General features: G+C 72.2%; 16 protein-coding genes. 4 read left to right on the top strand and 12 right to left on the bottom strand.

Annotated elements, in window-relative coordinates:
• Window positions 1-74: 74 nt before the first annotated feature.
• The 4 genes from ABZX65_RS31625 to ABZX65_RS31610 all read right to left on the bottom strand — a co-directional run bounded on the left by ABZX65_RS31625 (window position 75) and on the right by ABZX65_RS31610 (window position 4,132).
• Entirely contained in the window at window positions 75-1,178 is a 1,104-nt protein-coding gene (locus ABZX65_RS31625) for a Gfo/Idh/MocA family oxidoreductase (protein WP_355347781.1), read from the bottom strand.
• Window positions 1,175-1,918: a sugar phosphate isomerase/epimerase gene (locus ABZX65_RS31620; protein ID WP_355347778.1), complete on the bottom strand. Its 744-nt coding sequence runs from the start codon at window positions 1,916-1,918 to the stop codon at window positions 1,175-1,177. Before ABZX65_RS31620 ends, ABZX65_RS31625 begins: the two co-directional genes overlap by 4 nt.
• Before the next feature lie 116 nt (window positions 1,919-2,034).
• Window positions 2,035-2,955 carry a sugar phosphate isomerase/epimerase gene (locus tag ABZX65_RS31615; protein ID WP_355347775.1) on the bottom strand — a complete coding sequence of 307 codons (921 nt, stop codon included), beginning with the start codon at window positions 2,953-2,955 and terminating at the stop codon, window positions 2,035-2,037.
• A gap of 1 nt (window position 2,956) precedes the next feature.
• Window positions 2,957-4,132 (bottom strand): Gfo/Idh/MocA family oxidoreductase, encoded by a 1,176-nt coding sequence (locus ABZX65_RS31610; protein WP_355347772.1) that lies wholly within the window; start codon window positions 4,130-4,132, stop codon window positions 2,957-2,959.
• 157 nt (window positions 4,133-4,289) lie between these two features.
• Between ABZX65_RS31610 and ABZX65_RS31605 the strand changes: the two genes are divergently transcribed.
• Window positions 4,290-5,471 carry an ROK family protein gene (locus ABZX65_RS31605; RefSeq protein WP_317452715.1) on the top strand — a complete coding sequence of 394 codons (1,182 nt, stop codon included), beginning with the start codon at window positions 4,290-4,292 and terminating at the stop codon, window positions 5,469-5,471.
• 113 nt (window positions 5,472-5,584) lie between these two features.
• The gene (locus ABZX65_RS31600) at window positions 5,585-6,700 is read left to right on the top strand and encodes a DUF5954 family protein (RefSeq protein ID WP_355347768.1); all 1,116 of its coding nucleotides are present in this window, start codon (window positions 5,585-5,587) and stop codon (window positions 6,698-6,700) included.
• 117 nt (window positions 6,701-6,817) lie between these two features.
• Here ABZX65_RS31600 and ABZX65_RS31595 read toward each other — a convergent pair whose 3' ends face one another.
• The 8 genes from ABZX65_RS31595 to ABZX65_RS31560 form a co-directional block, all read right to left on the bottom strand.
• Window positions 6,818-8,224, bottom strand: a complete 1,407-nt coding sequence (locus tag ABZX65_RS31595; protein WP_355347765.1) for an AlkA N-terminal domain-containing protein — start codon at window positions 8,222-8,224, stop codon at window positions 6,818-6,820.
• A gap of 107 nt (window positions 8,225-8,331) precedes the next feature.
• The gene (locus ABZX65_RS31590) at window positions 8,332-8,754 is read right to left on the bottom strand and encodes an NTP pyrophosphohydrolase (RefSeq protein ID WP_355347762.1); all 423 of its coding nucleotides are present in this window, start codon (window positions 8,752-8,754) and stop codon (window positions 8,332-8,334) included.
• Window positions 8,751-9,875, bottom strand: a complete 1,125-nt coding sequence (locus tag ABZX65_RS31585; protein WP_355347759.1) for an aldose epimerase family protein — start codon at window positions 9,873-9,875, stop codon at window positions 8,751-8,753. The genes ABZX65_RS31590 and ABZX65_RS31585 overlap by 4 nt, the downstream gene beginning before the upstream one ends.
• Window positions 9,876-10,080: 205 nt before the next feature.
• Window positions 10,081-11,097 (bottom strand): LacI family DNA-binding transcriptional regulator, encoded by a 1,017-nt coding sequence (locus ABZX65_RS31580; RefSeq protein WP_355347756.1) that lies wholly within the window; start codon window positions 11,095-11,097, stop codon window positions 10,081-10,083.
• 101 nt (window positions 11,098-11,198) lie between these two features.
• The gene (locus ABZX65_RS31575) at window positions 11,199-12,182 is read right to left on the bottom strand and encodes an ABC transporter permease (protein WP_355347811.1); all 984 of its coding nucleotides are present in this window, start codon (window positions 12,180-12,182) and stop codon (window positions 11,199-11,201) included.
• Between the two features lie 59 nt (window positions 12,183-12,241).
• The gene (locus ABZX65_RS31570) at window positions 12,242-13,210 is read right to left on the bottom strand and encodes an ABC transporter permease (protein ID WP_355347753.1); all 969 of its coding nucleotides are present in this window, start codon (window positions 13,208-13,210) and stop codon (window positions 12,242-12,244) included.
• Window positions 13,207-14,940, bottom strand: coding sequence for a sugar ABC transporter ATP-binding protein (locus ABZX65_RS31565; protein WP_355347750.1), 1,734 nt, complete (start codon window positions 14,938-14,940; stop codon window positions 13,207-13,209). The genes ABZX65_RS31570 and ABZX65_RS31565 overlap by 4 nt, the downstream gene beginning before the upstream one ends.
• Window positions 14,941-15,276: 336 nt before the next feature.
• The gene (locus ABZX65_RS31560; protein WP_355347747.1) at window positions 15,277-16,368 is read right to left on the bottom strand and encodes an ABC transporter substrate-binding protein; all 1,092 of its coding nucleotides are present in this window, start codon (window positions 16,366-16,368) and stop codon (window positions 15,277-15,279) included.
• Between the two features lie 431 nt (window positions 16,369-16,799).
• On the opposite strand from ABZX65_RS31560, the gene ABZX65_RS31555 reads away from it, so the two are divergent.
• Window positions 16,800-19,244, top strand: a complete 2,445-nt coding sequence (locus ABZX65_RS31555; protein WP_355347744.1) for an RICIN domain-containing protein — start codon at window positions 16,800-16,802, stop codon at window positions 19,242-19,244.
• Window positions 19,245-19,306: 62 nt separating this feature from the next.
• The gene (locus ABZX65_RS31550; RefSeq protein WP_355347741.1) at window positions 19,307-21,937 is read left to right on the top strand and encodes a DUF5127 domain-containing protein; all 2,631 of its coding nucleotides are present in this window, start codon (window positions 19,307-19,309) and stop codon (window positions 21,935-21,937) included.
• Window positions 21,938-21,954: the final 17 nt, after the last annotated feature.

The following is a 21,954-nucleotide window of genomic DNA, read 5'->3' as shown; positions in this document are numbered from 1 at the left end:
TGCTCAGAAAAACCCCGGTCGACCCATCCCCCCACGGGTGGGCCGACCGGGGCCGACGGTGGTCGACCGCTGCGTCAGGACAGCGTCGAGGCCGCCGGGTCCCACGCGTCCGGCAGCGGTGACACGGCCGGGGCGCTGGTTTCGAGGGTGCGGACGGTGTGCTCTTGCGCGGCGTCCGTCACCGTGGCCATCAAGTCGAGTACGTGCTGGGCGAGTTCGCCGGAGGCGCGGTGCTCGGTGCCGCCCCGGATGGCGCGGGCCATGTCCAGGACGCCCAGGCCGCGACCGGCGACCGTACCGGTGACGGGCAGGTCACGCCAGTCGTCGTCACCGAACGCCCGGACCTGCAAAGGCCCTTCGAAGGTGTTCGGGTCGGGCAGCGACAGCGTGCCCTCGGTGCCGGTGACCTCGATGAGGCGGCGCGGCACCGAGGAGTCGAAGCTGAAGGTCGCCGAGCCGCTGGGGCCACCGGCGAAGTCCAGCAACGCGTGCACGTGCGTGGGCACTTCCACCGCGAAGGACGTGCCCTCCTTCGGCCCGGAACCGATCACCCGCTGGGCACGCGCCTGCCGCGCCGAGGCCGAGACCCGCGCCACCGGCCCGAACAGCGCGACCAGCGCCGTCAGATAGTACGGACCGATGTCGAACAGCGGCCCGGCACCGTACTGGAAGAGGAACTCCGGGTTCGGGTGCCACGACTCGGGGCCGGGCCCCTGCGTGACGGCGGTCGCGCTCACCGGTTCGCCGATGACCCCGGCGGCCAGCGCCCGCTGCGCGGACTGGAGCCCGGCCCCGAGGAAGGTGTCGGGAGCGCTCCCGACCCGCAGCCCGCGCGACCGCGCCTCGGCCAGGATCTTCGCCCCGTCGGCCGGCGCCAGCGCGAGCGGCTTCTCGCCGTAGACGTGCTTGCCCGCCTGGAGGGCGGCCGTGGCGACCTCCGCGTGCACGGCCGGGATCGTCAGGTTGACGACGATCTCCACCTCGGGGATCGCCAGCACCGACGCGAGGTCGCCCGCGGCCGGAATCCCGTACGTCCCGGCCGCCATACGGGCCCGCTCGACGTCGATGTCGGCGACGGCGAGCACCCGCAGGTCGGGGAAGGCGGTGAGATGGTCCAGATACTGCGCGCTGATGACACCGGCGCCGACGACGGCGACGCCGACCGGGCCTGTGGTCATGAACGCTCCAGCGCGGTGAGGTAGGAGAGGCTCTCCGCGACGGCCTCGAAGATGTCGCCCGCGCAGGAGTCGAGTTCGACGATCCGCTGCGCGTCGGGCGCGGCGGCCAGGATCGACGGCACGTCGATGCTGCCCTTGCCGACCGCGGTGTGCGGCTCGTCCTTCACACCGGGACCGTCCTTGACGTGCAGCGCCAGCACCCGGTCGCCCAGCGCGCGCAGCAGCGCCGGCACATCGGCCCCGCCGACCGCCGCCCAGTACGTGTCGACCTCCAGGAACACCTCGGGGGCCAGCCGGTCCGCCAGCTCCTCCAGCGCGGTCCTGCCGTCGAAGCGCGGCTCGATCTCCCACCAGTGGTTGTGGTAGCCGATCCGCATACCGCGCTCGGCGGCCTTCTCGGCGAAGCCGTTGAGGAGGTCCGCGGTGCGCGAGAGACCGTCGGGGGTGGTGAACTCCTCGTGCGCGATCCCGCCGGGGATGATCACCAGGTCGGTGCCGACCGTGGCGATCGCGTCGAAGACCTCCGACGCCTCCTTGTCGAACAGGGCGTAGGCGTGCGTGCTGTTGACGCTCAGCCCCAAGTCGTCGGCGACCTTGCGGAAACCGGTCGGGTCGGCCGTCGGGTCGTACGCCTCGACGGCGGTGTAACCGATCCCGGCGAGGCGGGACAGCGTGCCGTCGCGGTCGGCGGCGATCTGGTCCCGGAGGGTGTAGAGCTGGATGCTCAAGGGCGTGGCCATCGTGACGATGCCTCCTGGAAGTACGGCGGGTGCGGGTACGGCGGGTGCGGGTACGGCGGGTACTGCGCGTGCGGGTGGTGCGGGGGAGCGGCGGCCGGCGGTGACGCGCGGTCGGATCAGCCGACGATCAACGGCCGCAGCGTGCGGTGGGCGATCTCCAGACCCTGGGTGATCCGCTGGACGTCGCCGCTCCAGACGGGGTCCTCGTGCTCGACGGAGAGCGTGCCCGTGAAGCCGCCCTCGTAAAGGGTGTCGACGATCCGGCGCCAGTCGACGTCGCCGAGCCCCGGCACCCGGTAGCGCCACCAGCCGCTGTCCCAGCCGTCGGTCCGCGCCACCGACCGGCCGAAGAAGCCGTAACGGTCCCTGGCCCGCGGGTCGAGCTGCGCGTCCTTGGCCTGCGCGTGCGGAATGCGGTCGATGTACGGCTTCAGCGCCTCGACCGGGTCGATGCCCAGCCACAGCAGGTGCGAGGGGTCGTAGTTGAGATAGAGGCCGAGGCCGAACATCCACTCCCACAGCTCGGGGGAGTAGGCGAGGTTGCCCGGATAGCCGTCCGGGTGCCAGCCCTCCATCACGCAGTTCTCGATGATGATCTTCACACCGCGCTCGCCCGCGTACTCCACCAGCGGCGGCAGCTCCCGCTCGGCCAGCGCGATGTTCTCCTTCACCGTCAGACCCGGGTGGCGGCCGACGAACGTGCCGACGTAGTCCACGCCCAGCAGTTGGGCGGCGTCCACATTGGCGCGTACGTGGGCGGCGATCTCCGCCCTGCGGGTCTCGTCCGGGTGCAGGTTGTTCTCGTAGTACGCCAGCGCGGACAGCGTCAGGCCGTGCCGGTCGAACAGGCCGCGCACCTCGTCGGCCCGCTGCTTGCCGAAGCCGGTCACGTCGATGTGGCTGGCCTCGAACTCCCGTGAGCCGGTGGACGGCCAGGTGGCCACCTCCAGCGACTGGTAGTCGTGCGAGGCCGCCCACGCGGCGATCTCGTCCAGCGGGAGCTGCGGAAGGCAGGCGGTCAGGAAGCCCAGCTTCATCTCAGGAGACCTCTTTCCAGGTCCGGTCCGCCGCCGATTTCAGTACGGCCTCGGTCAGGCGCACCATGCGGGCGGCGTCGTCGAAGGTGGGGAACGTGTCCCCGGTGCCGTCGGCCGAGGACCCGCCCGCCGCGCCCGGGGCGCGGATCGCTGCGTGCACATCGCGGACGAAGGCGGCGAAACAGTCGAGATATCCCATCGGGTGGCCGCCGGGGACCACCGAGAGCCGGGCCGCGGCGGGCGAGAGCGTGGCCGGGTCGCGCAGCACCGCAGCGTTCTCACCGCGGCTGCCGACGAACAGCGACTCGGGGTTCTCCTGGTCGAAGGCGAGCGAGGTCCGCGTGCCGTCCACCTCGAACCACAGCCGGTTCTTCCGGCCGGGCGAGATCTGCGAGACGGTCACGGAACCGGTGGCGCCGCGGTCGGTGCGGAACAGGAGCTGCACCACGTCCTCGGTGTCCGGCCTGACCCGCGCGCCGCCGTCGCCGGCGGGACCCGTACGGTCCACGGTCTGGCTGACCGCGGTCAGCTCCGCGATCCGGTGCCCGGTCACCCACTCCACCAGGTCGCACCAGTGCGAGCCGATGTCGGCGAAGGCGCGCGAGGGCCCGCCCGCCGCCGCGTCGACCCGCCAGTTGGTGTCGCCCGGCTCCGAGAGCCAGTCCTGGAGGTAGTGGCCGTGCACCAGCCGGACCTCGCCCGCCCGGCCGTCCAGCACGCGGGACCGCGCCTCGGCCGCCATCGGGTGGTAGCGGTAGACGAACGGCACCGCCGCCACCAGACCGCTGTCCGCGGCGAGCGCCGCGAGCGCGTCCGCGGTGGCCGACGACGTGGTCAGCGGCTTCTCGCACACCACGTGCTTGCCCGCCCGCAGCGCCAGTTCGGCGAGCCCGGCGTGCGCGTCGTTGGGCGTACAGATGTGCACCACGTCGACGTCGTCACTGGTGACCAGCGCCTCCGAGGAGTCGAAGGCCCGCTCGACCCCGAGCGCCGCCGCGGCCTCCTTGGCCCGCGCGGGCGTCGACGCGCTGACCCCGACCACCGGGGCACCGCTCCTGCGCACCGCGTCCAGGTGCACCTGGCCGATCATCCCCACACCGGCGATGGCCGTACGCAGTGCCGGACGCGATGACGTGCGCAGCGAAGAACCCGCTGTAACCGAGCTAGTCCCGCCCACAAGTGCCCTCCCTTTCCGCTTGCTTGAAACGCTAGCCACCGCTGTTTCGGTTGACAATGGCAATATTTCCGCTATCTTCTGTCATAAATCGGGGGCCGGGCCGCACAGGACGCGGACCGGGACGACGGACGTACGGCGCAGGGGAGGGCAGGAACCGGTGACAGCCGCAAGCGACCGGCAGTTGACCGCGCTCAGCGAACTGGCGGGACTGGTGGCGGGCGGCGCCACCCGGCGCAGCCAACTCGCCACCGCCACCGGGCTGTCCAGGGCCGCGGTCGCCCAGCGGGTGGACCTGCTGATCGCCAAGGGACTGCTGGTCGAGACCGGCACCATGGCCACCGAGCGCGGGCGCCCGCCGCTCACCCTCCAACTCGCCTCGCGGAACGCCGTGGTCTGCGCCGTCGACCTCGGCGCCACCCACCGCACGGTCGCCGTCGCCGAACTCGGCGGCCGGGTCCTCGCCGAAGCAACCGAAGCCCTCGACATCAACGCGGGACCCGAGGCCGTACTGACCGGGGTGCACGAGCAGATCGGCCGCCTGCTGGCCGACGCGGGACACCCCGCCGACCACGTACGCGCGATCAGCATCGGCGTGCCGGGCCCGGTCGAGGCCCGCACCGGTACGGTGATCCGGCCGCCGATCATGCGCGGCTGGGACGGCTACCGGGTCCCCGGCTTCTTCGCCGGGCGCTACCACGCGCCCGTCCTCGTCGACAACGACGTCAACATGATGGCCCTGGGCGAGTACGGCCACCGTCCGGCCACCGCCCATCTGCTGTACGTCAAGGTCGGTACGGGCATCGGCTGCGGCATCGTCTCCGGCGGCGTCGTGCACCGCGGGGCCAGCGGCGCCGCGGGCGACATCGGCCACATCCGCGTACCGGGCCACGACGACGTGCTGTGCCACTGCGGCAACACCGGCTGCGTCGAGGCCGTCGCCTCGGGAGCGGCCATCGCGGCGAAGCTGCGGGAGGCAGGGTTGCCCGCCGAGCACGCCGCCGACGTGGTCCGCCTCGTGGCCGCGGGCGACCCGGTGGCCCGCCGCCAGGTACGGCTGGCCGCCCAACGGCTCGGCGACGTCCTGGCCTCGCTGGTCAGCTTCTACAACCCCGACACCATCGTGCTCGGCGGCAGCATCGCCAGCCTCCACGACGACCTGCTCGCCGACATCCGCGGCGCCGTCTACCGCAGGGCCCTCCCACTGGCCACCAGAACCGTCGCCATCGAGACCACGATGCTCGGCCGCAGGGCGGGCATCGAGGGCGCGCGGCGGCTGGCGGTGCAGCATCTGCTCTCGCCCGAGGGCATCGGACACGTGCTCGCGGAGCCCGCGGTCTGAACCACTGTTGCCCCCATACCTGCCGGTGGACGCGCGTCACGTCAACTCACGGACCCATGACGGCTTTGGCGTATGGGTCGCGTACGCCCCCGCGGTGTGGGCATGCTGGTCCCATGGATGCGCACGGCGACGATGTTCCTGCCTACCAGTCGATCCGGGTCACCACGCCCGAGTCCCCGGTCGCGGCGCTCGCCGACATCGAGGCGTGGAAGGCGAGAAAAACCTACCCCTCGATGCTGTTCGCGGGCGGCCCGGTCTTCGGCATCGCGTGCGAACTGGAGTCCGGCGGCTGGGAGTTGCACCCGTACTTCAGCGGACTCGCCCCGCAGGACGCCCGCGACAGCCTCGGCTCCCACTTCCGCCGCCTCGCCCACGCGGCCGACGAGGCCGGTGACGCCGAGGCGCGGGCCGAACTCCTCGCCGCGGGCGAGCGCATGGACTGGGAAGCTCTCGACGAGGTGACGGTACGCGGCAGCCGCTACCGCGTGGTGCGCGCCGAACGCTTCATCCGCATGGGGCCCGACGGTCCCGAACCCCCGCGCGACACCGACCCCGACCCGAGCGGCCCCGGCGAGTCCGGCGGCTTCGACCCCGCCGCGGGCCTGGTCATCGACCCCGTCAACGCGACCGGCATGTCCGAGGGCATCCTCAAGGTGGAACTCCTCGCCGCCCTCCGCAAAAGCGGCACCGTCCCCGCCGACGTCCGCGACGACTCACGGCACGCCGCCGACACCCACCCCGGCGGTGTCCTGCTCCCCGCCACCTTCATGACCGCGGAACGCGACGGCGGCAGTTGGCGCCCCGACTCCAGCGGCACCGCCACCACCCCGCAGGCGGCCCGCGACGGCCTCGCCATGCAACTGCGCGTCATGCTCCCCTGGCAGAAGGACCTCAGCCCCGAGCAACGCGAGATCTACTCCCGCGCCGCCGACCACCTCGACGAACACCGCTGCGACGAACTCGACGTCGCAGGACGCCACTTCCGCGTGATCCGCGTCGAACGCCTCATCCGCATCGGCCCCGACGGTCCCGAGGGCCCCCGCCCCTCCGACCCCGACCCCACCCCGCCCGTCATGGTCCAGGACCAGCAACTGCGCGAACAGGGTCTCCTCACCGACGAGGACGAGGAGGCCGACCCCGAACCGGACGAGCACATGCGGAAGTTCATGCGCCTCTTCGAGGAAGAACGGCTCCGCCGGGACAACCTCAAGAACAAGCCCCACCCCTGACCCAGCCAGCCGGGCACCGCTGCGCCCAAGAGCCTGCGCCCCTGCGGTACGGCTGCGCGGGGAGGCGGAGGGGCGGCAAAAGAGGGGAAGGACGGTGCGCCCGCGCAAGGCGCCCCCTCACCCCTTACCTCCCCCTCCCACCCCCCACCAGTAATGAGCCGCATACGACCGCCACGGGCGCCACCTCTCCGTCCCGGGCGGCACCGGCTCCGTCGAGGGGAAGACGTCCGGGTCGCCGAGAGCGCGCATGCGGATGTGGGCCGCGGTCAGGGGGGTGATGCCGGGGACGGTCAGGAGGGACCGTTCGGCGGCGTCGCGGTCGGCGCCCGGGTCGAGGGCGACCGTACCGTCGGCGAGGGCGCGGCAGAGGTCTCTGACGGGGGAGCGGCCGGCCGGACTGCCCAGGTCGGCCTCGGCCAGATTCTCGGCCCGCGGGAAGAGGTGTGTGAGGGCGCCGTCGGGGGCGCTCAGCGGGGTGCCGTATCGGGCGACCAAGGCGGCCAGGGGCGCCGGGGAGAACGGCGCGGCGCCTTCGCCCAGGGCGGCGCGGACGGCGTGTTCCGCCGGGTCGGGGGAGCCGGGGGAGCGGAGGCCGGGAAGGGCGGCGACCAGCGGGGCCAAGTGCGGGTCGCAGCCGAGACGTTCGGCGACCGCGTACGGATCGGCGTCGAGGTCGAAGAGCCGGCGGACGCGCTGGGTGGCCGTGGTGAGGTCGCGGAGATCGCCCAGGTGGAGTCGGCAGTCCAGCCAATTGCCCCTGCCGGGCCGCTCGGCGACCTCGGCGATGCCCGTGCCGTGGGGCAGCCGCAGGGTACGGCGGTACGTACGGCTGCCGGGGGCGCCGACGATCTCCTCGACGCCGGGCACGGCGCGTGCGGCGAGGAAGTCGAAGACCCGCGTGGAGGCGTAGGGGCCGCGGAAGGCCAGCCGGAGCGGCACCCCGGCAGCCCCGCCCACCGGCCCGGAGCGCGCGTCCGTGCGCAGCTCGGTCGGGGTGGCGGCGTAGATCTCCCGGATCGTCTCGTTGAACTGCCGCACGCTCGCGAAGCCCGACGCGAAGGCGATCTCGGCGGCCTGGAGCGAGGTGGTCTGGAGGAGCACCCGCGCGGTGTGGCCGCGCTGCGCCCTGGCCAGGGCGATCGGCCCGGCGCCCAGCTCGGCGTTGAGCTGCCGCTGCACCTGCCGGGCGCTGTAGCCGAGCCGGGTGGCGAGGCCCGCGACGCCCTCGCGGTCGACGACGCCGTCCCCGATGAGCCGCATCGCGCGGCCCACCACGTCGGCCCGCGCGTTCCAGTCGGCGGAACCCGGCACCGCGTCCGGCCTGCACCGGCGGCAGGCCCGGAAGCCCGCGCCCTGGGCCGCGGCGGCGGTCGCGTAGAAGGACACGTTCTCGCGCTTCGGGGTGATCGCGGGGCAGCTCGGACGGCAGTAGATCCCGGTCGTGGCCACGGCGAAGAAGAAGACTCCGTCGAAGCGCGCGTCCCGGCTGCTCACCGCCTCGTATCTGCTGTCCTCGACTGTCACGCGTCCCAGTATGCGAGGGCTCCGGCGCCCCGAGCTGGCGGAAATCGGACACGGCCTTCCGGCGAGCGCGGGCGTCTCCGGAGCCCCGCCCCCCGGGGGCACCGGCGTCAGCGTGGCCGGACCGCCCGCGGCCCCACGACGGCCGCGCCGACCTCCGTGACGCGCGCTCGCAGGCCACGGTCGGCGGTGACGACGAGGCACGGGCGGTCGGGGTCCGCGGTGCGGGAGCGGGCGGCGACCTCGGTGATGAGGTCGTCGCCGCTGCCGGGCGCGGACTCCACGCGTACGCCGGGTACCGGCTCGACGCCGCGCGCCGCGCCCTCGACGATCAGGACGATGTCCAGCCGGTGGCCGCGGGCCCACGGCGGGGCGCCGCTGTCCTCGGCGAGGCCGGACGCGGCGAGCGGTACGAGCGCGTCGCGCAGCCGCTCGGCGGAGCCGCGCCGGTCGCGCCACCAGCCGTCGGGCACCGAGCCGACGACGTTGGCGCCGTCCACGACGAGCAGGGGTGCGGTCGGCGCGCTCGTCACCGGCCGCCCGCCAGGTGCGGGAAGCGGAATTCGGTGCGGCTGCGGAAGACCTCGTCGGGGCGCAGCTCGGTCGAGGGGTACTCGGGGTGGTTCGGCGAGTCCGGCAGGTGCTGGGTCTCCAGGCACACCGCGTCGTGCGCGTGGTACGTCCGCCCGTCGGGGCCGGTCAGCGAACCGTCGAGCTTGTTGGCCGTGTAGACCTGGATGGCCGGTTGCGTGGTGCGCACCTCCATCACCCGGCCGCTGTCGGGGTCGGAGAGGACGGCGGCGACCCGCGGCTCGCCCACGGCCTCGCCCGTACCGCCGCAGTTGCCGCGCAGCACGAAGCAGTGGTCGTACCCTCCGGCCGTCTTGATCTGCGGGTCGGCGTCCCGCACGCCGTCGCCGAGGGGGCGCGGCTCGTTGAGGTCGAACGGCGTCCCCTCCACGGCCTGTTCCGGCCCCCAGGGGATGGACTCGGGCGTGGCGGGCAGGAAGCGGTCGGCGTCGACGTACAGGGTGTGGCGCAGCACGTCGCCTCCCGCGATCCGCGACGCGGCTTCGGCGCCGTCCCTCGCCTCCGACCCGCCCAGGTTGAAGTACGCGTGGTTGGTCAGGTTGACCACCGTCGGCCGGTCGCTGCGCGCCTCGAAGTCCAGCGACAGCGTCCCGTCGTCGTCGAGCGCGTACGTCACCGTGACGTCCATCGCGCCGGGGAAGCCCATGTCGCCGTCCGGGCTGTGCAGCGTCAGCCGCAGCGCGCCGGGCAGCGGCTCCGCCCGCCAGACGCGGCTGTCGAAGCCCTCGGGGCCGCCGTGCAGATTGTGGCCGCCGTCGTTGTCCGGGAGCCGGTAGTGGCGGCCGTTGAGCGTGAAGCGGGCCTCGCTGATCCGGTTGGCGTAACGGCCGACGAGCGCGCCGAAGTACGGGGTGTCGGAGGCGTACGCCGCCAGGTCGGGCAGGGACAGCACCACGTTGGCGGGGCGGCCCGTCGGGTCGGGCACGTGCAGCGCGTGCAGGACGCCGCCGTAGGTGAGGATCTCGGCGCTCACCCCGGAGGCCGAGCTGAGCCGCCAGCGTTCCACTCGCCACCCGTCGGGAGTGGTGCCGAAGGGTTCGCTGAGCGGGGTGGGACGGGGCATCGGCAGTCCTCGTAAAGGGGGTCGGGGCGATGGATGCCGGACGCAGCGGGCGTCCGACGGCGGGAAGGGCGGCGGGAAGGCGGCGGGAAGGCGGAGAGAAGACGACGGGGAGACCGGGCGGGGAAACCGGCCGGGGGCGCGACCACGGGCGACCAGGGTCGGGCACCGGTGGCCGACCCCCCGGGGACAACGCTACGCGGCGCGCTCACCCCGCTCTGGGCGCGGTCGACTCCCTGGTGACCAGCGTGTATCCGGGCGTGATCCGCTCCGGCCTGATCTGCGGCGTACCGGTCAGCCGCGCCACGACCCGCTCCACGGCGAGCCGTGCGATGGCCTGTTTGTCCGGGGACACCGTGGTGAGCGCGATCGTCGAGAAGCGGCCCTCCTCGACGTCGTCGAAGCCGACCACCGACACGTCCTGCGGCACCCGCAGCCCGCGCTCGACCAGGGCCCGCATCGCGCCGAGCGCCATCAGGTCGTTGTACGCGAACACGGCGTCGGGGCGGGTGCCGCGGTCGAGCAGCGCGTTCATCGCGGCGGCGCCGTCCCAGCGGCCGTAGCCGTCGGTGGCGGCCACCAGCGAGTCGTCGTCCGGCAGCCCGGCCGCCGCCAACTCCTCGCGCCAGCCGCGCAGTCGCAGGTGCGCCGGTTGCCTGGCGCTCTCCCTGCGGGCGCCGAGGAACGCGATCCGCCGGTGCCCGAGGCCGGTCAGGTGCCGTACGGCGGTACGGGCCGCCGCCACGTTGTCGATGGCGATCTGGTCGTACGGGGCGTCGTACTCCCGCTCGCCGAGCAGCACCAGCGGCGCGTCGTCCATGCGGCCCAGCAGGTCCGCGGCCTCCAATTCGATCGGGCTGAGGATCAGGCCGTCGATGACGTGGGCCCGGAAGCCCTGCGAGACCAGCACCTCCTTCTCGCGCTGGCCCGCGGTGTGGTCGAGCAGCACCGTGTAGTCGTGCCGGGCGGCGGCGTCGATGACGGCCCCGGCCAGCTCCGCGAAGTACGGGTTGCCGAGTTCGGGGACGGCCAGCGCGATGATGCCGGTGCGGCCCTTCCGGAGATGGCGGGCCGTCAGATTCGGCCGGTAGCCCAGCTCGTCGATGGCCCGCTGCACGCGCTCCCGCATCCCCGGCGTGACATGCGGATAGTTGTTCACCACATTCGACACGGTCTTGACGGACACGCCCGCCAGTCGCGCGACATCCTTCAGGCTGGCGCCCACGGAGTTCCTTCCCTCGGCCGACCTCGTGCGAGGCGCGGCGGTTCCGGCCTCAGTGTGCTGGAGCCGGTCCCGCGGATCGCGGACGGCCCCTCCCGGCCCGGTCAGGTGCCCCGGCGGGCGGCCGACAGATAGCGCTGGGCGACGACGACCACGATCAGGAAGCCGCCGCTGACCACCGACTGGTAGGAGGAGTTGAGCGAACCGATCTGATTGATCAGATTCTGGATCACACCGAGCAGCAGCACGCCCCACAGCGTGCCCGACACCGAACCCGCGCCACCGACCAGCAGCGTGCCGCCGATCACCACCGCGGAGATCGCGTCCAGCTCCATGCCGACACCGATGATGGTCACACCCGAGGACAGCCGGGCCGCGTTCAACGCGCCCGCCAGCCCCGCGAGCAGCCCGCTGAGCGTATAGACCAGCACCTTCGTACGGGCCACCGGCAGCCCCATCAGCAGCGCCGCGTCACCGCTGCCGCCGACGGCGAACAGCGCCTGGCCGAACGAGGTGCGCTGGAGCACGAGACCGCCGACCCCGAACAGGGCCAGCGCGATCAGCACCGGGTAGCCGAAGCCCCACACCGCGCCGCCGCCCAGCTCCTGGAAGGCCGAGCCGCGCGGCACGAGATACGTGGTGGCGCCCTCGTGGGTGAGCGCGAGCAGCAGCCCGCGCGCGCCGAGCAGCGAGGCCAGCGTCACGATGAACGGGGCCATCCCGGCCCGCGCGACCAGCAGTCCGTTGAAGGTGCCGATCGCGCCGCACACCACGAGCGGCACCAGCAGCGCGGGCAGGAATCCGTACTGCGAGGCCCACGCGGCCAGTACACCGCCGAGCGCGAAGACCGAGCCGACCGACAGGTCGATGCCGCCGGTGACGATCACCATCGTCATGCCGAGCGCGACGATCGACAGGAACGACGCCTGGATGGTGATGCCGCGCGTGTTGTCGAGGGTGGCGAAGGAGTCGAAGACGAAGGACGAGATCAGGCAGAGCAGGACGAGGACGGCCAGGACGCCCTGGCGCTGGAGGAGTTCGGCGGCGCGCTGCCGCCCGGAGGGGCGGGACTCCGCGCTCACCGGCAGCGGCGCGTCACCGGCCACGGCGAGCGCGGGAGCGGGGGCGGCTGTTTTCACGAGGGCTTTCATCGGGATCGACGCTCCCGGGCGACGTAGACGGCGACGAGGATGATGCCCGCCTGGACCATCTGGGCGGTGGAGTCGTGCAGATTGTGGGTGACGAGCGTGGCGTGCAGGAGCTGCATCAGCAGCGCGCCGAACACCGTGCCGAGGACGCGTACCGAGCCGCCGGTCAGCGGGGTGCCACCGACCACGACCGCGGTGATGGCCGACAGCTCCATCAGATTGCCCAGCGAGGACGGGTCGCTGGCGGTCAGCCGCGCGGTGGCGAGCACACCCGCGAGCGAGGCCAGCACCCCGCACAGCACGTACACGCCGATCAGCACCCGTTTGACGGGAAGTCCGGCGAGCCTGGCCGCGGCGCGGTTGCCGCCGATGGCCACCAACTGGCGTCCGAAGGTGGTGCGTTGCACCAGAAAGGCGACCAACAGCGCGAGCACGCCCGCGATCAGCACGACGATCGGGACGCCGAGCACGCTGTTCGTGCCGAGGTCCAGCAGATTCTGGTTCTCGATCTGCTTGAGCTTCCCGTCGGCGATGACCAGGGCCAGGCCCCGGCCGCCGACGAAGAGCGCCAGAGTGGCCACGATGGGTTGCAGCCCGACCAGCGACACCAGCGAGCCGTTGATCAGGCCGACGAGCACACCGGCGAGCAGCGCCACCGACAGCGCGGGCAGCAGGCCGTATCCGAGGTAGAGCGGCAGCACGGAACTGGCCAGCGCCATCGTGGAGCCCACCGACAGGTCGACGCCCTCGGTGCCGATCACCAGCGCCATGCCCAGCGCCACGATGACGACGGGGGAGACCTGGACGAGCTGCGTGCGCAGATTGTCCGTCGTCATGAAGTGGTCGGTGAAGACGCCGTTGAAGACCAGCAGCGCGGCGACCGCGGCGTACACGCCGTACCGCTGGAGCCAGTCCGCGATCCGCGACCGGTCCAGGCCGCGCGGGAGTGAGTACGGGGCCGAGGTCATCGCGGGTCCTCCTTCGCGGTGGCGGAGCCGGAATCCGCCGCGGGAGCGGGTGCGGGCTCTGCGTCGGCGGGTACGGGCTCCGGGTCGGCGGCTGCGGGCTCCGCGTCGGCGGCTGCGGGTTCCGGGTCGGTGTCCGGCGCGGCGGCGCTGTCGTCGTCCCCGGTCTCCGCCAGTACGGCGAGCAACGCGCTCTCCTCGACGTCGTCGCCGGTCAGCTCACCGGCCACCGCTCCGGCGCGCAGCACCACGATGCGGTCGGCGCCCTCGACCAGCTCCTCGATGTCGGAGGAGATCAGCAGGACGGCCAGGCCCTCTCCCGCGAGGTCGTCGATCAGCGACTGCACCTCGGCCTTGGCGCCGACGTCGATGCCGCGGGTGGGCTCGTCCAGCAGCAGCACCTTCGGCTCCAGGCAGAGCCAGCGGGCCAGCAGCACCTTCTGCTGGTTGCCGCCGGACAGCTCGCCGACCTTCTGCTCGGGGCCCGCGGCCTTGATCCGCAGCCGCTTCATGAAGATGTCGACGATCCGGTCCTGCCGCTGCCGGGACACGATCCCGGCGCGGGACAGCCGGGGCATCGCGGCCAGCACGATGTTCTCCCGGACCGAGAGGCCCGGCACGATGCCCTCGGCCTTGCGGTCCTCGGGCAGCAGGCTGATCCCGGCCCTGATCGCGGCGGACGGGGTGAGGCGGCGCACGGTGTGCCCGCCGACGGTGACCTCGCCGCTGTCCAGTGACAGCGCCCCGGACAGCGCCTTGGCGGTCTCGCTGCGCCCCGAGCCCAACAGGCCGCCGAGGCCCAGCACTTCGCCGGGCCGCAGGTTCAGGCCGATGTCGTGCAGCAGATGACGGCGGGTCAGTCCTTTGGCCGTGAGCACCGGTTGGCGCTCGGCGGTGTGTCCCTCGCCGAAGCTGGTGGCACCGTGCCTGCGGACCTCGGCGATCTCCCGGCCGAGCATCAGCGAGACCAGCCGCACCCGGTCGGTGTCGGCCAGGTCGCCGCTGTGCACGAGGCGGCCGTCGCGCAGGACGGTGACGCGGTCGCAGATCCGGTACAGCTCGTCCATCCGGTGGCTGACGTACAGGATCGAGATGCCGCGCTCGTGCAGCTCACGGATCACCCGGAACAGGGTCTCGACCTCGCGCGGTTCGAGCGACGAGGTGGGCTCGTCCATGACGACCACCCGGGCCCGCACGGAGACGGCGCGGGCGAGCGCGACCATCTGCTGGGTGCCGATGCCCAGGGTGTGCAGCGGGCGGCGCGGGTCGGCGGTGATGCCGAAGCCGCCGAGGAGTTCCGCGGTCTCGCGGTGCATCCGGGGGAAGTCGATCAGGCCGAAGCGGTTCTTCGGCTCCCGGCCCAGGAAGATGTTGCGGGCCACGCTCATCAGCGGGACCAGGTTCACCTCCTGGTAGATGGTCGAGATCCCGGCCCGCTGCGCCTCGTGCGGGTGGTGGAAGGCGATCGGCTCGCCCGCCAGCCGCAGTTCGCCGTCGTCGGGCCGGTAGACCCCGGTGAGCAGCTTGATCAGCGTCGACTTGCCCGCGCCGTTCTCCCCGACCAGCGCGTGGATCTCGCCCTCGCGCAGGGTGAAGGAGACGTCGTCGAGCGCCACCACGCCGGGGAAGCGTTTGCTGACGCGGACGGCCTCCAGTACGGCCCCGGCCGCCGGTGGCGGGCTCGGCGGACCGGGCGGCGCGGACTGGGCCGCGGCGGCTTCGGGTGGTGCCATGGTCGTGGCCTTCCGGGGTCGCGGGGAAGCGGGAACTCTTCTACGGGCTGACGGGCTGACGGGCTGTACGGGCTCTACGGGTTGGGCGGGCTCTTACGGGTGGGGCAGGCTCTACGGGCTGGGCGGGCTCTACGGGTGGGGCGCGCTCTTACGGGTGGAGCTGGCCGGCAGGCGGCGGCCCTGTGGTCGTACGGGCTACAGGCGCCCCCACCGGCTCGACGGCCCGGCGGGCCAACCCGCCGATGGTGCGGCGTACGGCGGGGAGGCACCCCGCCGTACGCCTGTCCGAGGGGTGGCGCGGGGGGAGCCGCGCCACCGGTTCCTCCTGACCGAAGGTCAGAACGCCCCGCCGACCGACGCCTTGGCGTTGGACTCGTCGTAGGCGCGGTCCGAGATGATGACGTTCTCCGGGATCGCCTCGCCGCTGTAGAACTTCTGCGCGGTGGCGAAGGCCAGCGGGCCGAAGCGCGGGTTGGACTCGATCACCGCGTTGTACGTGCCGTTGACGATCGCCTGCACGGCGTTGCGGGTGCCGTCGACCGAGACGACCTTGACGTCCTTGCCCGGGTTCTTGCCCGCGCTCTTGAGCGCGGTGACCGCGCCGAGGCCCATCTCGTCGTTCTCCGCGTAGACCGCGGTGATGCCCGGCTTGGACTGGATGAGCTGCTCCATGACCTGCTGGCCCTTGTCACGGGTGAAGTCACCGGTCTGCTGGGCGACGACCTTCAGGCCGGGCGCCTTGGCGGCGATCTCGTCCACGAAGCCCTTGGTGCGGTCGGTGGTCACGTTGTTGCCCGAGGAGCCGAGCAGGATCGCGACCTGGCCCTTGCCGCCGGTGGCCTTGATCATGGCGTCCGCCGCGCGCTTGCCCTGCTCGACGAAGTCCGAGCCGAGGAAGGTGACGTAGTCCTTGCAGGACGTGGCGTTGATCTTCCGGTCGATGGTGATCACCGGCACGTGCTTGGCGGCGGCGGCCTTCAGCGCCGGGTCCAGGCCGTCGGAGTTGAGCGGCGCGACGATCAGGAGCTGCGCACCCTGCGCGAGCATGTCCTGGATGTCGCTGATCTGCTTGGGGAGTTGGGACTGCGCGTCGGTGGTCAGCAGCTTCTTCACGCCGAGCTTGGCGGCCTCGTCCTTGATGGACTGGGTCTCGGCGATACGGAACGGGTTGTCCTCCTTCTCCGACTGGGAGAAGCCCACCACCGCGTTCTTCAGGTCGAGCTTGGGGGCGCCGTACGCCGTCAGGGTGCAGCCCGCGCCGGACGCCGTCGGGTCCGTGGTGACCTGCTGCTGCGCCGCCTGGTCCGAGCCGGAGGGGGAGGCGCCCTTGTCACTGGACTCCGACTTGGAGCAGCCGGTGGCGGCCAGCCCTGCGGTGGCCAGCAGCAGACAGGTGGCGGCCAGTGCGCGGGTTCTGTGGTTCGTCATGCTCACGACACTCCTTGGTCGCGACGGCAGCGGCCGTCGAGTCGTACGTGGGTCCGGCTCCGTGCCGGGGCGGGTGCGCTTCCGGGGCCCGGTCCGGGCTCCCCGAGGAGGCGGTATGACGTGCGGAGATGGCGGCGCTCCGGGGGTGGGAACGCCCGTTCCCTCCCTCGGCTTTACAACGTTATATACGCGCGGCGGCACCTCGACAACCCGTCGTTCCCGATGTTTCCAAAATGCTTCCCACCGCTGTGATCCGTGCTCAGGCAACAACCCCGACAGGCCCGTACGACTTCTGTCGCTGCTCTGGACATGCCCATCCCTGCGTGCTGTCATTCCGGGTGGCACTGCCGTTTCCAACGTTGGAAGGACCGTCGCCGCCAGGGTTCGCGCCCCCGCAGCGCCCCACCCGAAGCCACCAGGAGCCACCCCCCATGCCCCTGAACCGTCGTCAGTTCGCACTCACCGCACTCGCCGCCGGCACCGCAGGGCTCCAACTGCGGTTCGCGGGCGGCGCCCAGGCCGCCCCCACCCCCGCCGCGGCCCGCGTCGCCCCCGCCCGCGGCGGCCTCTACGCGCCGAACGCCGCACCGCTGGCCCCCACCGCCTTCCTGCGGCTGCCGCCCGGCGCCGTCACCGCGCGCGGCTGGCTCGACGGCCAACTGCGCCTCCAACTCGCCGGTCTGTGCGGCCGGTACGCCGACATCTCGCACTTCCTCGCCATGGACAACAGCGGCTGGGCGCACCCCGACCGCGCCGGCTGGGAGGAAGTGCCGTACTGGCTGCGCGGCTATGTCGACCTCGCCGTGCTCACCCAGGACGCCACCGCGCTGGCCGCCGTACGCCGCTGGATCGACGCCATCGTGGCCACCCGGCAGTCCGACGGCTTCTTCGGCCCGACGGCCCTGCGCACCTCGCTCGGCGGCGGCCCCGACTTCTGGCCGTTCCTCCCGCTGACCTGGGCACTGCGCAACTGGCAGGAGTACAGCGGGGACACCAGGATCATCCCGCTGCTGTCCGCCTTCTTCCGCTACATGAACGCCCAGGGCCCCGGCGCCTTCAACCAGAGCTGGGTGTCGGTGCGTTGGGGCGACGGCCTGGACAGCGTCTTCTGGCTCTACAACCGCACCGGCGAGAGCTATCTGCTCGACCTCGCCGACAAGATCCACGCGGGCGGCGCCAACTGGGTCAACAACCTCCCGTCGCTGCACAACGTCAACATCGCCCAGGGCTTCAGGGAACCGGCGCAGTACGCGCTCCGCTCGCCGTCCAACGCCCTCACCCAGGCCGCTTACCAGAACTACACCGCGGTGATGTCCGCCTACGGCCAGTTCCCCGGCGGCGGCTTCGCGGGCGACGAGAACGCCAGGCCCGGCTTCGGCGACCCCCGGCAGGGCTTCGAGACCTGCGGCATCGTGGAGTTCATGGCCAGCCACCAGTTGCTGGCCCGGATCACCGGCGACCCGCTGTGGGCCGACCGCTGCGAGGACCTGGCCTTCAACTCACTGCCCGCGGCCCTCGACCCGGCGGGCAAGGGCGTGCACTACATCACCAGCGCCAACAGCGTCGATCTGAACAACACCCCGAAGACGCAAGGGCAGTTCCAGAACGGCTTCGCCATGCAGTCCTTCCAGCCGGGCGTCGACCAGTACCGCTGCTGCCCGCACAACTACGGCATGGGCTGGCCGTACTTCACCGAGGAGCTGTGGCTCGCCACCCCCGACAACGGCCTGGCCGCCGCGATGTACGCACCGAGCAGCGTCACGGCCAAGGTCGCCGACGGCACCTCGGTCACCATCACCGAGACCACCGACTACCCCTTCGCGGACACGGTCACGCTCAAGATCGCCGCACCGCGCGCCCTGGCCTTCCCGCTGTACCTGCGGGTCCCCGGCTGGTGCTCCGCCCCGCGCGTCACCGTCAACGGCCAAGCGGTCAGCGCCCCTTCGGGACCCGCCTTCACCAAGATCAGCCGCACCTGGAACAGCGGGGACACCGTCACCGTCCAGCTCCCGCAGCAGACCACCGTCCGCACCTGGTCCGCCAACCACGGCGCCGTCTCCGTCGACCACGGACCGCTCACGTACGCGCTGAACATCGGTGAGAACTACGTGCGGTACGCGGGCAACGCCGAGTTCCCCGAGTACGAGGTGCACGCCACCACACCCTGGAACTACGGGCTCGCGCTCGACTCCGGGTCCCCGTCCTTCACCAAGTCGGGCGGCTCGCTGGCCGCCAACCCCTTCACGCACGACGGCACGCCGGTACGGATCACCGTGCCCGCCCGCCGTATCGCGGAGTGGAAGGCGGACGGACAGCAGGTCGTCAACCCGCTCCAGACCAGCCCGGCCCGCAGCACCGCGGCCGTCGAGACCGTCACGCTGATCCCGATGGGCGCCGCCCGGCTGCGGATCTCCGCCTTCCCCACCGCCACCCCCAACGGCACCCCGTGGGCACCGGCAGGCGACTACCTGAGGATCTGGAACAAGAATTCCAACAAGGTCATGGGCGTCGACCTGATGTCGACCGCGAACAGCGCGCACGTCGTGCAGTTCGACGACAACGGCACCGCCGACCACCTGTGGCAGCTCGTCGACAACGGCGACGGCTGGTACCGCATCCGCAACCTCAACTCGCAGAAAATGCTGGGCGTGGACCTGATGTCGACCGCGAACAGCGCCCAGGTGGTGCAGTTCGACGACAACGGGACCGCCGACCACCTGTGGCAGCTCGTGGCCAACGGCGACGGCTGGTACCGCATCCGCAACAAGAACTCGGGAAAGGTGCTCGGCGTCGACCTGATGTCGACGGCCAACAGCGCGCCGGTCGTGCAGTACGACGACAACGGCACCGCCGACCACCTGTGGCAACTGCGCTGAGCCCCCGGCTCCCCCCACCCCCGCTCCGCTCTCCTTCCCCCCACCTCTGAGGACGGACTCCCGTGACCCCCGACGACTCCGCGACCCCGCACGCCCGCCCCGGACGCCGCGAACTCCTGCGCTGGAGCGGCGCGTTGACCGCCGCCGCGGCCACCGGCGGCTGGCTCGCCGCCGTGCCCGCACAAGCCGCCACAGCGAACGCCGTCACCGCGACGGCCGTTCCGGGCGCGGCCCCGCACGCCGCCCAGGCGGCGGCCTCCACCTTCAGCCCGCTGCGCCCGCCCGCCGTACCGCTGGCCGTCCGCTCGCCGTACCTGTCGACCTGGCTGCCCGCCGACAACCTCGCGGGGACCTGGCCCGCCTTCTGGACCGGCCACGTCACCGCGCTGTGCGGTCTCGCCCGGATCGACGGCGCGGCGTACGTCTTCCTCGGCAACCCCGCGCTGCCCGGCGGCCCCGCGCTCACCACCATGCAGCAGGTGTCGCTGCAACTCACCGCCACCCGCTCGGTCTACCAGCTCAGCGGCGGCGGCGTGACGCTCACCGTCACCTTCTTCTCACCCGTCGACGTCGGCGATCTCCAGCGCCAGTGCGTACCGCTCAGCTACGTCACCGTGCGGGCCGCGAGCAACGACGGCCGCTCCCACACCGTGGTCGTCCACCTCGACGCCTCCGGCGAGTGGGTGCACAACAACGTCGCCACGCCCATCACGTGGGACCGCACGACCACCGGCCGGATGACCGTGCTCAGCGCGGAACCCGCCACCCCGGGCGTCCTTCAGGAGAGCGGCGACCAGGCGTCCTGGGGACGGCTCGTGCTGGCCACCGCCACCGGCGGCGCGGTGACCCATCAGATCGGCCAGGACACCGTGGTGCGCGCGGCCTCGGCGGCCACCGGGCGGCTCGACGGCTCGGTGGACACCGCCAAGCCGCGCGCGATCAACGACCGATGGCCGGTGCTCGGCCTCAACCGGGACTTCGGCACCGTCGACTCCGGTACACCGTCGGCGGAGTTCACCGTCGTCCTCGGCCATGTCCGCACCCCCGCCGTCACCCACCTCGGCGCACAACTCCAGCCCTGGTGGACGCACTACTGGAGCTCCTGGACCGCGATGGTGGACTGGTTCGACGCCGACCGCGGCGCCGCGCTGACCGCCGCGACCGCCCTCGACCAGAAGATCCACGACGACGCGGTCACCGCGGCCGGCGGCGGAAGCACCGGCGACCACTACGCCGCCGTCTGCGCCCTCGCGCTGCGCCAGGCCGTCGCGGGCACCGAAGTGGTCGACCGCGACGGCGGCCCCTGGGCGTTCTTGAAGGAGATCTCCTCCAACGGCGACATGTCCACCGTCGACGTGATCTACCCCGCCTTCCCCGCCTACCTCTACCTCTCCCCGGCCTACCTGCGACTGGTGCTCGAACCGCTCTTCCACTACGTCGAACACGGCGGCTGGTCACAGGACTTCGCACCGCACGACCTCGGCACCTACCCCAACGCCTTCGGCCGCGCCGACGGCAACGAGGAGAGCATGCCGGTCGAGGAGTCCGCGAACATGCTCATCATGGTCGCGGCGATCGTCCAGCGGCTGCCCACCGCTGACGGCGCGTCATACGCCGCCGCCCACTACGCGGTGCTGCGCCGCTGGGCCGAGTACCTGGTCGCCAACACCCTCGACCCCGGCTACCAGAACCAGACCGACGACTTCACCGCCTTCATCGCGCACAGCGCCAACCTCGCGCTCAAGGGCATGGTCGGCATCGGCGCGATGGGCGTCATCGCCGCCGCCACCGGCAACACCGCGGACGCCGCCCGTTACCGCTCGGTCTCCCGCGGCTACCTCAGCCAGTGGACCACCCTCGCCCAGGACTCCTCCGGCACCCACCTCAAACTGGCCTACGACCAGGACGGCACCTGGAGTCTGAAGTACAACGGCTTCCCCGACCGGCTGCTCGGCCTCGACCTGGTCCCGGTCGGCTTCGCCGAACAGGAGGCCAACTGGTACGCCTCCCACGCCGGCGCCTACGGCATCGAACTCGACCCGCGCAACGACTACACCAAGGCCGACTGGGAACTGTGGACGGCGGCCTGGCTCGCCGACCGGCCCGGCGTCCGCGACCTGCTCGTCAACGGCGTCCACGCCTACGCCGACACCACCGGACAGCGCGTCCCGTTCAGCGACTGGTACACCGTGGCCAGCGCCGCCCAACGCGGCTTCCAGGCCCGCCCGGTGGTGGGCGGCGCGCTGGCCCTGCTCCTGAAACCCGCCGTGTCCACCGTGGTGTGGTGCCGGATCCAGAACCGCAACTCCGGCAAGGTGCTCGCCGTCTCCGGCATGTCCCGCGCCGACACCGCCGAGGTCACCCAGTACGCCGACAACGGCACCGCCGACCACGTCTGGACCGTGCTCGACAACGGCGACGGCACCGTACGCATCATCAACCGCAACAGCGGCAAAGCGCTCGCCGTCCACGACCAGAGCCTCGACGACGGCGCCCACGTCCAGCAGTACCAGGACAACGGAACGCCCGACCACCTGTGGCGGATCGTCGACAACGGCGACGGCTGGAAGAAGATCGTCAACGTCCGCTCGGGCAAGGTCCTCGCGGTCGACGGCATGTCGCAGGCCGACGCCGCCCAGGTCACCCAGTGGACCGACAACGGCAGCGCCGACCACCTGTGGCGGATGATCTGAGCGCCCTCGCCCGACCG

Origin of the sequence: Streptomyces sp. NPDC003300, from assembly GCF_040610915.1 — a bacterium.
GTDB lineage: Bacteria > Actinomycetota > Actinomycetes > Streptomycetales > Streptomycetaceae > Actinacidiphila.
The sequence above is the reverse complement of the archived record's forward strand: the minus strand, read 5'-3'. Positions and strand labels throughout refer to the sequence as shown.